Here is a 13,890-nt window from a genome sequence, read left to right as displayed (position 1 = left end):
GGGTGGAAAGAGTTGTCACGCTTGCTGTTCCATCCGGGCGATGATGGCCTGGATGGCGGCTGTCAACTGCCGCGCCACGCTGTTGTAGGCGGCCTGACCGCAGCCGATGGGGTCCGCAATGCTGCGGTTGTCCGTGTAGCAGGTGACCAGTCTGATCTTGTCCGCATGCTCGGGGAAATTGGCAAGCAGGGCGGCCAGGTGGCTTTCCGTCATGGCATAGACGTCCGTGGCGTTTTCCATCAGTTCTTCCGTGACGGGGCGGCTTTCATGGCAGGAGAGGTTGACGCCGTGCGCCTGGAGGACGTGGAGCGTTTCCGGGCTGGCCTCCTGCCCGTGCCATGCGGAAGTTCCCGCGGAACCGGCGCGCCATTCCGGATGATGCGCTGAAAGCTTCCGGAACAGGCCTTCCGCCATGGGGCTGCGGCAGGTGTTGCCGGTGCAGATGAAAAGGATGTGCTTGCGCTGTGTCATGAGTCGGGATGTTCTCTTTTGGAATGGTGGGGGATAGGCACCTCGTTGGGTTCCTGGTACAGGTTGTCCGGGGGGAGCACGTGCCCGGCTCCATTCCCCTCCGGCGAGGGGGCTCCGGCGTCTTCCTCCTCCTCTTCATCCGCATCGCGGGAGGGGGGGGAAAGCCAGGGAAACAGGCAGCCCGCCAGCACTACGCACAGCACCGCCGCCACGGGCGTCATGACGGGGAACCAGGTGTCATGGACGGAAAACAGGTACCACGCGATGACCGGGGCCGCCAGGATGCAGAGCCCCCAGATGGTGAAACGCCCCCGGCGCTGGAAACGGAGGGCCCATACTGCCAGGAGCAGGACGTCCAGCACGATGACCCACTGCACCCATACGGGGGCTACCGGAATCAGGACGGCCGGGGCCGGAGCCAGCGCCCCCATGAGGGTGCGGATGGTTTGCGCCGCCAGGAGGGCCTGTGCGTCCGGCGTGTCGGAAAGGGCGGACGGTTCGGAAACGAGAACCGCGTCCGCGGAAGAAAGCAGTTTTCTGACGGCGGTGGTATCCGGCGGCCGCAGGCCGGACATGACGGGGACGATCACCTCCTTGGTGTCCAGCATGGTGGGGCTGCTGTGTTCCGCCAGGGGAATGCGGCCATATTTGTCCAGCGGAACGGAACGCTTGCCGCCCAGGAAAAGGGTGTCGCCCGGAATGATTCTCACGTCGTCGGGTTTCAGGTCCAGCGCGTTCAGGGCGGCGGCCAGCGGAAGGGTGGGGATGATCTCCTCACCCCAGCGGATGAAAAGCGGCGGAGAAACCCTGTTCTCCGGGGAGGGGGAAAACAGTTCGTTGTTTTCCACGACGGTTCCCAGGGAGGGGGCTGCCGTGGTCAGTTGCGGAGCTTCCCCCACCAGCCTGTCCGCGCGAGGGAACAGGTCCGTCTTTCCCACGATGTTGGCAGCGGGAATAACCAGGCCTTTCCAGTCCGGCGGGAGGGGGGCGTGGCGGGAGGACTCGCTCATCTGCCGTCCCAGCGCCTTGTGGCGGAAGCGGTCCAGCTCATACCCCACGGCGGCTTTGACGATGCTGTCCGGCTCTTCCTCCCAGGCCATGGGAGCCATCACGTAAACATTCCTGGCCCCCTGCTCGTACAGGTGGCGGAACAGCACCGTGTAATCCATGGGATTGGGAGGATAGGCGGCAAAGCTGTTCAGGGAGGATTCCCGGTGCAGGGAAACCACGGGAAGCTGGGCCGTCTGCCCCTTGTTGAAATAATCGTAAGGCTGGAGGACGATGCTGCTTTCCGCATTCAGACCTTCCGGGCGCACGGTCCGGTACTCTCCTGCCAGGGAACGTTCCGCCGCTCGCTCATAACAGAAAATGGTGGGCGGAAGAAACACGTACCCCAGAATCCAGCCCAGCCCCAGGGAAATCTGGAACAGGGACAGCACAAGCAGGAATCTGGGGGTCAGCGTCATCAGGGGCAGGGAGAAAGATCATGCTAGCATGGCCGCCAGCGGTTCTGCAAGCGTGGAGCCGGGCAGAAGCTTCCGCAGGTGTTCCAGCCCGGCGGGAATCTGGGCCAGATACCAGGTTTTTCCCTGGTTGTGGCCGATGTTGGCGTAGGCGCCCAGCATCTGCATGAGCCGTTGCAGGGCGCAGGCGCGGAAGATGCGGTCATCCAGGGGCTGCCCGGAAATCTTTTCCCACTCCCTGATCAATTCCTTCGCCTGCTCCGGTTCCAGACGGGCATAGCCGTCATAAACCAGGGAGGCCAGGTCATACTCCGGGCGTCCGCCGCGCATGCCCTGGAAATCGATCAGCCAGGCCTTACCCGCGTGGATGTGCACGTTCTGGGACTGGCTGTCCCGGTGCACGGGGCATTCCGGAAGGGAGGCCAGGAATTGCGCCAGCTCTTCCAGGGCCGGATGGTTCAGGAAGGAATCCGTTTCCAGCCCCAGGTGGGCCCCCAGCAGGTGTTCCGCAAAATAGGATTGCTCCCAGCGGTACAGGGCTTCGTCAAAGGCGGGCTGGAGGGGGAACTCCTCCGGAAACGGGCAGGAGTGAAGCAGATGGAGCTGTTCCATGGCCCGGATGTAGCGCAGGCGCAGGGAGGGCCAGGACTCTCCCCGGAAGGCCAGCAGGCTGGCGTCTCCCAGGTCTTCCACCAGCGCGGCCCCGCAGCCGGGGCCGAGCGGTTCGTAGTCGTAAATCTCCGGCACGTTCACGCCGTGGGCGTGCAGGTGCCGGTCCGCGGGGATGAAGGAATCATTATCCGCGCGGTCATTGCCCCACCGGATGCCGATGCATGTGCGGGAGCCGAGGCGGATGCGGACGATGGTGCGGCCGGACGCTCCGAAAGCCAGGGTATGGAAATCCTCTTCCCGCGGAACGACGTGGAAACTCCGTTGAACCAGGCTGGACAATTCTTTCATGGAGGGGCGTGGCGGAAGGGCCTTGCGGAAAGGGGGCGGACGGAGGGCAGGGAAATCCTCCCTCCGCCGGAAACGATGAAGGGGATGAAATCAGGAGGGGAACTGGCGGTCTTCCCCGTAGCCGTAATGCTCCACGACGTAATCCACATCCTTGTCTCCGCGGCCGGAGCAGTTGACCAGGATAGCGCCTCCTCTGTTTTCCCGGGCCCACTTCATGGCGTAGGCGATGGCGTGGGAGCTTTCCAGGGCGGGAATAATTCCTTCATAGCGGGAAAGCTTGAAGAAGGCGTCTACGGCTTCCTCATCCGTGGCGGTAACGTAATTCACGCGGCCGATGTCGTGCAGGTAGGCGTGTTCCGGACCCACGGAAGGATAATCCAGCCCGCTGGCCACGGAATGGACCGGTCCCGGATTGCCGTCCTCGTCCTGGAGCATGATGCTCTCGAACCCGTGCAGGACGCCCTTGCTCCCGTAGGAGATGGAGGCGGAATGATCCCCGAGCCTGGGCCCCTTGCCGAGCGGTTCCACGCCGTAAATATCCAGCGGGTCTCCCAGGAAGGCGGTGAACATGCCCATGGAATTGCTGCCGCCGCCCACGCAGGCGCACACCGCGTCCGGAAGAAGCCCCGTCATTTCCATGAACTGCTCCCGGGCTTCCACGCCGATGCACATCTGGAAATCGCGCACCATCTGCGGGAAGGGGTGGGGGCCTACCACGGAACCGATGCAGTAAATGGAATCCTGATAACTGTTCAGGTAGGAATCAAAGGCGGAATCCACGGCTTCCTTCAGGCTCTGGAGGCCGTGCGTGACGGGCACCACCTTGGCGCCCAGGATTTTCATGCGGGTGACGTTGGGGGCCTGCTTGGCAATGTCCACCGCTCCCATGTGAATCTCACACTCCAGGCCGAAGAAGGCGGCAGCCGTAGCCAGGGCCACGCCATGCTGCCCGGCGCCCGTTTCCGCAATGATGCGTTTCTTGCCCATGTATTTGGCGAGAAGGCCTTCACCCATGCAGTGGTTGAGCTTGTGGGCGCCCGTATGGTTCAGGTCTTCCCGTTTCAGGTAAATCTGGGAAGTGCCCAGGTGGCGGGAAAGGCGTTCGCAGTGGTAAACCGGGGTGGGGCGTCCCTGGAACTGCTTGCGGATGCGGCGCAGTTCATTGATGAACTGGGCGGAGTGGGCTATCGTCTGGTAGGCTTCCGTAATTTCTTCAAAGGCGGGAACAAGCTCGTCCGGCAGGTAAACGCCGCCGTATTCGCCAAAACGGCCCTGGGCGTCCGGAAAATTGCGTAAATAGGTATGGAGATCCATGGTCTGTTGCATTCGTGACTGCCAGTATTTAGCACGATGCCCCAGTTCAGGCAAAAACAATCTCCGCAGGAAGCCCTTTTAAAAAAGCGGGGAAGGGAAAAATCATCCGCAGGGGGGAGCGGAACGGACCAGTCCGGAAGGCCGGAAATCGGGATGGGACCGGACAGGGATGCCGGGGATGGCCGGTTCATGGGGAATCTCCGTTTTGAGGCCGTGAAGAACGCGGCCTGCCCCTGCTGCAAGGGAAGGAAGCTCCTCCCTGTTCACCATGCTCCTGAATATAATAGTAAAAGAAAGGGCAGGCGTTGCCGGAGATCCGGCTTCCGGACTTTTTTACCCGGAAAGGAACGGAGGGAAGAAGGCCGGAAATCAGGCCAGGCGGCGCTTCCTGATGGATTTTCCGGTATCAGCAAGCGTCTGCCGTGCGTCGGGGTCCGCTCCGGCCATCAGGGCGGCCAGGTCCCGGACGATATTCTGGCGCATGCGGTCCACCAGGTCGCGCCCTTCCTGGGTGATGGCGACCATGATTTTGCGGCGGTCCTTGGCCGCGCTCATGCGTTTCAGATAGCCCATCTCCTGAAGTTTGTCCACCATGCCGGTGGCCGCTGCCGTGGAATGCCCCATCTTCAGGGCAATGCTGGACATGCTCAGGAAGTCCTCGCTGGCCAGGTAGGTCAGCAGGAAAAACTGGGGATAGGAAACCTTGCCCTCATTCAATTCTGAAGAAAGATTCAGAATGCAGGAACGTTGCGTGAACAGGATGAAATCCGCCAGCTTGTTTGCTTCTTCGGAAATGGAGCTCATGGTCGTGGTGAATGTCTGGGGTAGGTTTGGTAACGGTGCCGTCCGGAGGCTTGGCGGCGGTTCAGCCAACCTACCGCCGCCGCCTTCCGCGAGCAAGTCAAAAATATAAATTTTTATTAAAATTTTACATTTGCAGATAATAAGCCTTTTGATGGTATTCCGGATACAATATGTTGAATGTTAATAGAATGATTGTATTTTGAGGATAGAATGTGAATAACATGTTAAAAATAGTCGTAAGCTGTTGATGAATGAAAGTTTTTTCCGGAACTGCCGGGAAACCGGCATAAATCTGGCATAAAAGGGCGCGTCAGCATGACAAGCCCGGACCGGAAAGAGGCCTCATGCAAGGGCTCTCCATGGGAAAGGGAGGCCTGTTTCAGAAAAGTTTTATACGGGTGCGCGCCAGGAAAAACAGGATGCTGCCGCCTTTGGAGGCAGGTCCCGTCATCAGTTCTGGACTGCCGGAGAAGAGAAAAAAGCCGGTTCTACCCCCGGAAATTCTTATGGATGCCTGGCGGGCATCGGCAGGCAATGGCTCCTTGTTGAGTCCGGGCTGCTTTATTTGCCGGACAGGAGTGAAGGCAGGGAAAACCCCTTTAAACGGGCCTGGAAGGGTGCAGAAAGGGAAAGACGGCGGTTGCTTGCCATGCCGATGAACAAGCGTGTTCTAGATACGTCTGGCGGCGAACGCTTCCCCCTGGAGGAACCAGTGCATCCCGTCCTCCGTGGCCATGTTTCTCCAATGGAACGTATTTTCCGTAAGTTCGGAAAAAATCCATTTCATCTTTTGCCCGGTAATTTCCGTCAGGACAATCCGGCTGCCTTCCTTTCTCGCTTCCAGCCGCGTGGATTCTCCGGCCACACCGTAAAAAATGTCCCATGTCCGTTGCTGGGGATTGTAAATTCTGATCGTCGTGCCGTAGGCGGCGTCCGGCCAGGTTTTGATCTTCCGGGCCTCCCGGGAAGGGCAGATGAACACATCCTGGACGGCCATGCCTTCCAGAACCCATGAAAAAATCCATTCCCCTTTCACGTGGCGTTCATGCTCCGTGCCGTGCCCGTCAACCCATTCAATATCCCAGGTTCCAACGAGGGGGCCGAACCAGTTGTCCTCCTCCGGAATGAGGCTGTTTTTCCCCGGGCTCACCAAAGCTGTTTCAAAATCATTCATCTTTAATAATTCCATTTAAAAAGTCGGTTACACGTCCAGGCGCATTGTCCGGGATGCTGTTATAAAATGTTCACGCTCGTAAAATCTTCTGCCGCTGCCGTTATTCTCCCATACCATGAGTTCCAGGTATTCCTGGTTTCGTGATTTTGTCCAGCGTTTGACTTTATCCAAAAGCAGGCGTCCTGTTCCATTCCTCCTGCATCCCCGCATGACGAAAAAGTCTATGATGCAGGCATATTTATGAGGAACTACGGAAGGATAGGGAGGTGGCGCGTTTTCTTCAACATGCACGAATCCGATAACGGCATCGTCTCTTTCCGCGATCATATTATCGCCGCTGCCGCTTTCAATCACAGGATTCGGGCAATCTCCCGTTTCAGTTGCCGCAACGCAATTCTCCGGTTGTTGTGCAGCATTACAGGCAAAAAAATCATCGTATAGAGCGCTTGTTTTTTGGACATCCTCCCTTGCAGCCGGCCTTATCTTGATGTTCATGCGCTCCTGATAGCCGAACTGTTCTGCCGGCCATTCTCCGGAAAAGTGTTTTCATGGGGAAAACGTGCCGGAGAATGGCCGGAAAAGCGCCTGAATAAGTTAATTGGCGGGGGGAGGGGTAAAGGTGCGGGCCGCCAGCTCCTTGTCCATGAGCAGCATTCCCTGGCCTTCTCCCTTGATCATGCGCAGTTTGCTGATGATGTCCTTGACGGTTTCTTCCTCTTCCACCTGTTCACTGACAAACCAGTGCAGGAAAATATCCGTAGCGAAGTCCTTTTCCTCCTTGGAGAGGCGGACCAGGTCATTGATGCGGCGCGTGACCTCCTGTTCGTGGGACAGCGTTTCTTCAAACATTTCCAGAATGTTGGACCAGCTCGCGGCCGGGGCATCGATGGACAACATGGTAAACTGGCCTCCGCGCGCCAGAAGGAAATCGTAAAATTTCAAGGCATGGGCGGTTTCTTCCTGGTACTGGACGCGCATCCAGTGGGCGAACCCCGTCAGGCCGGCGTCCTGCAGGTAGGCGGACATGGCCAGGTAAAGGTTGGCTGAATACATTTCCCATTTGATTTGCTCATTAAGAGCGGTTGCCATTGTTGTACTGATCATATGTAAAATCCTGTTGATTTCCTTTTCTTCTACAAAACAAAGTCCGCAGAATCAAGATAATCCTGCGGACTGTATGACGGGGGAATTCGGGAAAGGCGTCAGGCTTTTGCGGCAACCGTCTCCGGAACATTTTCCGCAGGAAGCTCTTCCTCCACGGGAGGGGCGGCTGCTTCCGCAGGCTCGGCTGCCGTGTCAGTTTCTTCAGCGGGTTCCTCCTTCTGCTCCTGGGGCGCGGCGGCTTCTGCCACCGGCATGTCCGGCGCCTTCTCTTCCGGTTTCTGCTTCTCCTTGGGAGCCTTTTTGGGAGAGGGGGCCTGGGCCGGAACGGCCTTCGGACGGCTGACGGTGTTGTTGGAGAAAACCAGAATGTAGCCCTGTTCGGACAGCCAGAACAGGTCGCGGACCAGATTCTGCTGTTTTTCCGTAGCCTGGGCCACTTCCTCTTCCGTGGCCTTTTCCGGGTCCGGCACGGGGGCCAGCTCCCTGAGCATGGCGTCCACGCCCTTGCCCGGATTGTTGGCCGCCCAGGTGGCGATGGACATCAGGGAATCCGAAAGAACGGTGCCTTCTTCCATGGCCTTGGGGCGTGCCGGGCCGGTGTAATGGTTGCCCTTCCACTTGAAAATGGGCATGTGGTGGCGCGCCAGCCCGTGGCAGAGGTTCGGAATCAGCATGCTGGGATGGCGGCGCGTGGTGCCGGACAACTGGATCAGGTGCGCCCACAGGCCGGGGGAAAGATGGTTTTTCTTCACGGCTCCGTTGACGAACACCTTGTCCGTGACGTCATAGCACTCTTCAAAGTGGTTGGACTCGAAATCCTGTTCCACGGCGGCGGGGGATTCCAGAAGAACCTCGGAGGCGCCTTCGCGGACGGGCTTCCAGGCGGTGCGCTTGGAAACGGCTTCCTGCCATGCCTGCACGGCTTCCTCGCTCTTGTCCGTCACGATCTTGGAACGGAATGCCTCAAAGGGCATGCTGGCAAACTTGGTGCGGTGCAGGTTCATCAGGGCGGACTGGTAGCCGTGCCAGTTGACGGGGCCCACCAGTTCATTGTTCAGGGAACACTTGGCAATCGCCTTGAAATCGCCCTTGGGCGCTTCCACTTCCTGTTCCACGGACTCGTAATACTTGGGCATCCAGGAAGACTGCCAGAGATGCTTGACGGCCTCCTGGCGGGAAATGAAGCAGGCTCCGTCGCCGTGCTTGCAGTGGTAAAGGTCCGGGCCGTTCTCCTGCTTCATGAACACCAGGTCATAACGGTCGTAGGAACCCATGACCACCTTGGCAAGGTCCAGCAGGGAAATAGTGCGGCGGTGCTTCTGCACCTCCTGGTGCAGGGCGGCCAGGCCGGAATCCACGGGGCGCAGCTCCACGCGCAGGCCTTCGGCCGGTTCCGCCATGGGCGGGCGGGGCGCCTGTTCGCGGCGGTCTCCGTCGCGGCGCGGGCGGAAGGAACCGCGGGTGCGGTCTTCCCGGTTGAATCTTCTTTCACCATTCTGACCGTCAAAACGGCGTTCCCCCCGGGGCTGGCGTCCTTCGCGGCTGTCGCGTCGCGGACGGCGGTCGCCTCCCTGCCTGTCGCCGGACCTGCGTTCCGGATAGGACGCGGAACGTTCCTGACGGGCTCCCGGTCTCGCCCAGGCCGGACCAAATTGGAAGTCGGCCAAGCCGGAAAGGTCCGGAATTTGCTGCTTGGGGTCTGTGGAAGGAGTTTCTTCGGTCATCATGTACGGGTTGTTTCAATAGCAACTAAATGAGGTAGATGGCAATCATTTTACGTGCAAACAGGCCGAAAATTGTTCAAAATGTCATGAAATGCATCTGGAAACGCAAATATTTCCGGTGCATTCTTCCAATCCAACCTTTGTCAAATTCTCTATTATGGATAAAATACGTCAACGCCTTTCCGATCTTGGTTACGCCATTTACGATGCGCCCGCGCCCGTGGGTTCCTACGTGCAATGCGTGCGTACGGGCAACCTGCTTCACCTCTCCGGCGGCATCTCCGTGAACGGGGAGGACAAATACTTCGGCAAGGTAGGGCAGGACTTGACGGTGGAAGAAGGGCAGGCCGCCGCGCGAGCCGCCGTTCTGAACCGCCTGGCCGTCATCGTGCAGGCCGTGGGCTCCCTGGAAAAGGTTTCCCGCATTGTGGCCGTGAACGGATTTGTGAATGCCGGCCCGGATTTCTACGACCATCCCAAGGTGCTGAACGGCGCGTCCGACCTGCTGGTGGAAGCCTTTGGCGAAATCGGCCGCCACAGCCGCACGGCCGTGGGCGTGTCCGCCCTACCGCTCAACGTGGCGGTGGAAATAAGCATGGTTGTGGAAGTCTGCGGCTAGGGATTTAAAAACCGGAAGGGGATTCGTGCTTGAATCCCCGCGGCATTCCTGTAGAGTGCCGTCCGGTCAATGCCCTCGTGGCGGAATGGTAGACGCTGCAGACTTAAAATCTGTTGTCCGCAAGGACGTACCGGTTCGAGTCCGGTCGGGGGTACTTCGCTAAATACAAATTACAAATCTATGTAGATAAAAAGCCCGCTGACAGCGGGCTTTTTTGTTCCTGGCATGCCATCAGGTTTTTGAGTGGTGGCATCAATAACCTCTGAATCCCCGTTTGAAGAAGAAATAAGTTGGTTGTGTTCCATTGCTCCGTTTATGATACGGGGAAACAATGAAAGAACGCTGGACAAAAAAGTTGCCGGACAAAGAATTGAACATGGGGAAAGCAGGCCATTTTTGGCTGGAAAATCTGAATACTGCTTATGAAGTTTTTCAATAGATGCTGGTTTGGGAAGCCGGATAGTCCGTGCCGGAGCGGAAAAAGAGGGGTCTTGCTGGCGTTGAAGATAACAGGCGGCGTTCTTGTGGGAATGGTTTTGTTGTCCGCTGTGTCAGAGTGGTACATTTTTTCCGCTTCCGGAGGCAGGATTTTTGAGCACTCCGCGGATGTTCCCGTTCGCGCGCCTGCCCTGGTGCTGGGGTGCTCCCCTGCGTTCATGGGAGGCCCCAACGGGTATTTCTATAATAGAATGGATACGGCGGCGGAACTTTGGAGGGCCGGGAAGGCGACGGTTTTTGTCGTTTCCGGGGACAATAGCTCCCACTCCTACAATGAACCGGAATGGATGAAGCAGGCCCTGGTGGAGCGCGGCGTTCCGGAGGACCGGATTGTGTGTGACTTTGCGGGGCTGCGGACGCTGGATTCCGTCGTGAGGATGAAGGAGGTCTTTGGCGTTTCAACCATGATCGTCGTTTCCCAGGAATTTCACAATGAACGCGCCCTGGCGATCGCTGCACATGAGGAAATGGACGCGTGGGCCGTCAGCGCCCCGGATGTTCCCAACCGCAGTTCACGCATTAGAAGCTGGTTCAGGGAGCGCGCGGCGCGCGTATGGATGATGCTGGACTTGTGGCTGTGGGGGCGTGAACCCCGGTTCCTGGGGGAACCCGTGGCGGTGCCGGAAGTAAAAGGGGAAAAATGATCAACGCCTCATGCGGCCTGGAGCGTCATGAGGCGTCTTTTTTCATGCGGAACGGCAAACCTGGGGAGTGCCCGTACCTTGGTCCATTAAGACTGGATGAATCAATCGTGCCGGTTACGCGGGGAAATCTGCCATGGGGATGGGGAATGGTCCAGAAGGCCTGAGTGAACAATCCGCCACGGAAGGCGGCCGGATGGAAAATAAGGTTCGCCGGGATAGCTCCTTGTGGTAACGTGGACGCATGGATGACGCTGGTGAAACGGTCCGTAATGCGCTGCCTCCGCAATGGCTGGAATGGGCGGTGGAACTTCAGTTTATGGCCCAGGCGGGGATAACGTATGCGAAAGACCCCTATGATCTGGAGCGTTTCCAGCGGTTGAGGGAAATCGCCGCGGAAATCATGAGCGCCAAATCCGGGCTGGATATGGATACGGTCCGGGGGCTGTTTTGCAGTGAGACCGGATTTCAAACGCCGAAAATGGATACCCGCGCGGCCATCTTCCGGGAAGGTAAAATATTGCTGGTGAAAGAAAAAGGCTCCGGCTTGTGGTCCATGCCGGGCGGCTGGGTGGATGTGAACCAGTCCGTGCGGGATAACACGATCAAGGAAGTGCGGGAAGAAGCCGGACTGGAAGTGGAAGCGGTACGGCTGATAGCCCTGCATGACAGGAACAGGCACAACCCTCCCCCCTATGCGTACGGGGTTTGCAAGGTCTTTGTATTATGTGAAGAAAAAGGCGGCTCCTTCCAGCCCAATCCGGAAACGTCTGAAAGCCGCTGGTTCGGACGGGATGAACTGCCTCCCATGGCTTTGGAAAAGAACACGCCGGAACAGGCGCTGCTGTGCTTTAATGCGGCGGACGATCCCTGCTGGAATCCCGTGTTTGATTAAAAAAGGGAACATATACGGCAAAATCATTGACTCTTTCCGGGAAAGTGCTATGCCAGTTCCAGCGGCTTGCGAAAAGCGGGCTGTTTTATTCCGGCTGTAACGTTCCCTTCTTCTAGCGGTCAGGAAGGCCGTCTCTCCAACGGCAAAGGCTCGGTTCAACTCCGGCAGGGAATGCCATCCGCCCTATGGCATCATAGGAACCGGTTTTTTGTCTTGATGCCTGTTGCCGGCAATTCATTGTCCGTGAAGATGTGCGCTTTTTGGCGCATGCCCCAGGCGCATTTCTTCGGAATGCCTCCTTTTCCGAAAGAATTTGCCAGCCCTCGGAAATTCAGGTTTCTTTTTCCTTAATTTTCCTGTTTTTCCATTGCGGTCCTCTTCAATTGCGGCATTTTGAACCCGGAATATTCTGGTTGTTCCTGTGAGCGTGGAAAGCGGTTTCATTTTTCAGGAATGGCGGGTTTTTCGCCTTTCCATTTTGTTGTTGTTGCGTTCATGAAAAGTGCGGATTTCAAATCCGCCGTCAATGACGAATTAATATTTTTTCATGCGGATCAGATACTTGTGGTTGAATATATAAATGGCAGCGCTTCCGCAAGGCGGCGTGAAAGGAAATTTTAGAATCATGCAAGTTATTTATCATCATTGATGATGAGCGTTTTTCTCCGGAAAGTCAGATGCCGGATTTGAAATCCGGTAGTTTGCGTGCGGAGCCATGTATAATTTTTTTGGAAAACGCGTATTGGATATTGCCATATCCTTATGGACATTGATAATCGTATCGCCTCTTCTGGCCGTTATATCCATAATACTCCTGGTTCATACGCGGAAGTCTCCGTTTTTTTTCCAGACGCGTGTGGGGTACCGCGGGAAATTGTTCAGGGTTTTTAAATTCAAGACCCTGACGGATGCCCGTGATTCGGAGGGGCTCCTGCTTCCGGATGACTTGAGGTCTTTTCCGCTGGGAACTTTTTTACGCCGCTATTCCCTGGATGAACTGCCTCAGCTGGTCAACATTATCAAGGGAGACATGTCCATTGTAGGCCCCCGGCCATGGATTCCGGAGCAGCTGGATGTTTTTCCCGGCCGCTGCCGCATGGCGCGCTGTTCCGTCCGGCCCGGATTGACCGGCATGGCCCAGGTATACGGAAGGAACGGAATCCCGTTCTACAGGCGGTTGTGCTACGACATCGTTTACGCCCGGAATGTGTCCCTGTTCATGGACGCCAGGATCGTTTTCCAAACCGTTGTCCGGTTGCTGGCCCATAAGGACGTCCGGCAGTGCGAGGACGCTTTCAGGAATATCTCGGGCAGCATGCTCATCAGGAACGATCTTTCCGTGCCTGTGCCTTTTCCGTCCAAGCAGGAAGAATCCTGATTATTTATCCATTTAAAACCATAACCTTATACCTTAATGATGATGAACCGCCCCTCTCTTTTTTCTCCCGGAATTTTCCGGCTGGCCTCCCTGGCTGTCTGCTCCCTGCTGCTGGCCTCCTGCGTCAATCCGAAAGAGGTTCTCTATATCCAGGACATTACGGGTGAGACCCGGCAGGATATAGTCACCAAATACCAGACGACTATTCAAAAAGACGATCAGCTTTATATTTCCGTCAGCAGCAAGCAGCCGGAACTGACTACCCCCTTCATCATGGCGGAAATGGGCAATTCCATCTCCAACAACGCCAGCAATTCGCGGCCCAAAGGGTACCTGGTGGACGACGAGGGATATATTGTCCTGCCGGTCATCGGGAAGATGAAGGCCGCCCGGAAGACGTGTTCCCAGCTTGCCCACGACATTTCCGCAAAGCTCCGCAACAGTGATTACATCAAGGACGCCTCCGTCAACGTCCAGATCATGAACTTCAAATTTTCCGTTCTGGGAGAGGTGAATAATCCCGGCTCCTACCAGGTGGACGGCCAGCGCGTCACCATTTTTGACGCCATCAGCCGGGCGGGAGATTTGAATATCGACGGCAACCGGGACATCGTGCTGATCCGGGAAATGGAGCGTGACCGGAAGATCGTCAAGCTGGACCTGCGCAGCAAGTCCATTTTCTCCTCTCCTTATTACTATATCCGGCAGAATGATATTATTTATGTCACTCCGTCAGACCGCAAGATCAACATGAGGAGCGAAAGCGCCCAGTACTACGCCTGGGGCCTTTCGGGCCTGTCCCTGCTTATCGCCGTCATCGCCATCAGCCTGTAAGCCGTTTCATC

The 13,890-nt window shown here is 57.2% G+C and carries 16 protein-coding genes and 1 tRNA gene; 6 read left to right on the top strand and 11 right to left on the bottom strand.

What is annotated here, in order from left to right:
- Positions 1-15: 15 nt before the first annotated feature.
- The 9 genes from HJW02_RS00265 to HJW02_RS00225 all read right to left on the bottom strand — a co-directional run bounded on the left by HJW02_RS00265 (position 16) and on the right by HJW02_RS00225 (position 9,017).
- The gene (locus HJW02_RS00265; protein WP_022396760.1) at positions 16-471 is read right to left on the bottom strand and encodes a low molecular weight protein arginine phosphatase; all 456 of its coding nucleotides are present in this window, start codon (positions 469-471) and stop codon (positions 16-18) included.
- Entirely contained in the window at positions 468-1,937 is a 1,470-nt protein-coding gene (locus HJW02_RS00260; protein ID WP_102721796.1) for a CHASE2 domain-containing protein, read from the bottom strand. The genes HJW02_RS00265 and HJW02_RS00260 overlap by 4 nt, the downstream gene beginning before the upstream one ends.
- Before the next feature lie 18 nt (positions 1,938-1,955).
- A complete protein-coding gene (locus tag HJW02_RS00255; RefSeq protein WP_102721795.1) occupies positions 1,956-2,894 on the bottom strand; it encodes a phosphotransferase in 939 nt (312 codons plus the stop codon).
- Positions 2,895-2,984: 90 nt separating this feature from the next.
- Positions 2,985-4,208: a tryptophan synthase subunit beta gene (gene trpB / locus HJW02_RS00250; RefSeq protein ID WP_022396763.1), complete on the bottom strand. Its 1,224-nt coding sequence runs from the start codon at positions 4,206-4,208 to the stop codon at positions 2,985-2,987.
- A 369-nt stretch (positions 4,209-4,577) separates the two neighbouring features.
- Positions 4,578-5,012: a MarR family transcriptional regulator gene (locus HJW02_RS00245; protein ID WP_102721794.1), complete on the bottom strand. Its 435-nt coding sequence runs from the start codon at positions 5,010-5,012 to the stop codon at positions 4,578-4,580.
- A gap of 670 nt (positions 5,013-5,682) precedes the next feature.
- Positions 5,683-6,186, bottom strand: a complete 504-nt coding sequence (locus HJW02_RS00240; protein WP_102721793.1) for a hypothetical protein — start codon at positions 6,184-6,186, stop codon at positions 5,683-5,685.
- 27 nt (positions 6,187-6,213) lie between these two features.
- Complete coding sequence (locus HJW02_RS00235; RefSeq protein WP_102721792.1) at positions 6,214-6,681, bottom strand: GNAT family N-acetyltransferase; 468 nt, start codon at positions 6,679-6,681, stop codon at positions 6,214-6,216.
- 99 nt (positions 6,682-6,780) lie between these two features.
- Positions 6,781-7,290: a ferritin gene (locus HJW02_RS00230; protein ID WP_180970932.1), complete on the bottom strand. Its 510-nt coding sequence runs from the start codon at positions 7,288-7,290 to the stop codon at positions 6,781-6,783.
- 98 nt (positions 7,291-7,388) lie between these two features.
- Positions 7,389-9,017, bottom strand: coding sequence for a hypothetical protein (locus HJW02_RS00225; RefSeq protein ID WP_102721791.1), 1,629 nt, complete (start codon positions 9,015-9,017; stop codon positions 7,389-7,391).
- A gap of 154 nt (positions 9,018-9,171) precedes the next feature.
- Here HJW02_RS00225 and HJW02_RS00220 point away from each other — a divergent pair, with 154 nt between their 5' ends.
- Together HJW02_RS00220 and HJW02_RS00215 are read left to right on the top strand one after the other, a co-directional pair.
- Positions 9,172-9,633 carry a RidA family protein gene (locus HJW02_RS00220; protein WP_102721838.1) on the top strand — a complete coding sequence of 154 codons (462 nt, stop codon included), beginning with the start codon at positions 9,172-9,174 and terminating at the stop codon, positions 9,631-9,633.
- Positions 9,634-9,704: 71 nt separating this feature from the next.
- Positions 9,705-9,787, top strand: a tRNA-Leu gene (locus HJW02_RS00215).
- Between the two features lie 16 nt (positions 9,788-9,803).
- Here the strand turns inward: HJW02_RS00215 and HJW02_RS13985 are convergent.
- Positions 9,804-9,938: a hypothetical protein gene (locus HJW02_RS13985; protein ID WP_257228082.1), complete on the bottom strand. Its 135-nt coding sequence runs from the start codon at positions 9,936-9,938 to the stop codon at positions 9,804-9,806.
- 243 nt (positions 9,939-10,181) lie between these two features.
- Here HJW02_RS13985 and HJW02_RS00210 point away from each other — a divergent pair, with 243 nt between their 5' ends.
- Complete coding sequence (locus tag HJW02_RS00210; protein ID WP_180970931.1) at positions 10,182-10,775, top strand: ElyC/SanA/YdcF family protein; 594 nt, start codon at positions 10,182-10,184, stop codon at positions 10,773-10,775.
- 241 nt (positions 10,776-11,016) lie between these two features.
- Complete coding sequence (locus tag HJW02_RS00205) at positions 11,017-11,667, top strand: NUDIX hydrolase (RefSeq protein ID WP_102721789.1); 651 nt, start codon at positions 11,017-11,019, stop codon at positions 11,665-11,667.
- Between the two features lie 234 nt (positions 11,668-11,901).
- Here the strand turns inward: HJW02_RS00205 and HJW02_RS00200 are convergent, their stop codons facing one another.
- The gene (locus HJW02_RS00200) at positions 11,902-12,111 is read right to left on the bottom strand and encodes a hypothetical protein (protein ID WP_146018118.1); all 210 of its coding nucleotides are present in this window, start codon (positions 12,109-12,111) and stop codon (positions 11,902-11,904) included.
- A gap of 271 nt (positions 12,112-12,382) precedes the next feature.
- On the opposite strand from HJW02_RS00200, the gene HJW02_RS00195 reads away from it, so the two are divergent.
- On the top strand, positions 12,383-13,045 hold the full coding sequence (locus tag HJW02_RS00195; RefSeq protein WP_102721788.1) for a sugar transferase: 663 nt from the start codon (positions 12,383-12,385) through the stop codon (positions 13,043-13,045).
- A 36-nt stretch (positions 13,046-13,081) separates the two neighbouring features.
- Entirely contained in the window at positions 13,082-13,879 is a 798-nt protein-coding gene (locus HJW02_RS00190; RefSeq protein WP_022396773.1) for a polysaccharide biosynthesis/export family protein, read from the top strand.
- The last annotated feature ends 11 nt before the right edge of the window (positions 13,880-13,890 follow it).

Source organism: Akkermansia sp. GGCC_0220 (assembly GCF_017566105.1).
GTDB classification, from domain to species: Bacteria; Verrucomicrobiota; Verrucomicrobiia; order Verrucomicrobiales; family Akkermansiaceae; genus Akkermansia; species Akkermansia massiliensis.
Note: the sequence above shows the minus strand (reverse complement) of the source record. Positions and strands in the feature narration are given on the sequence as shown.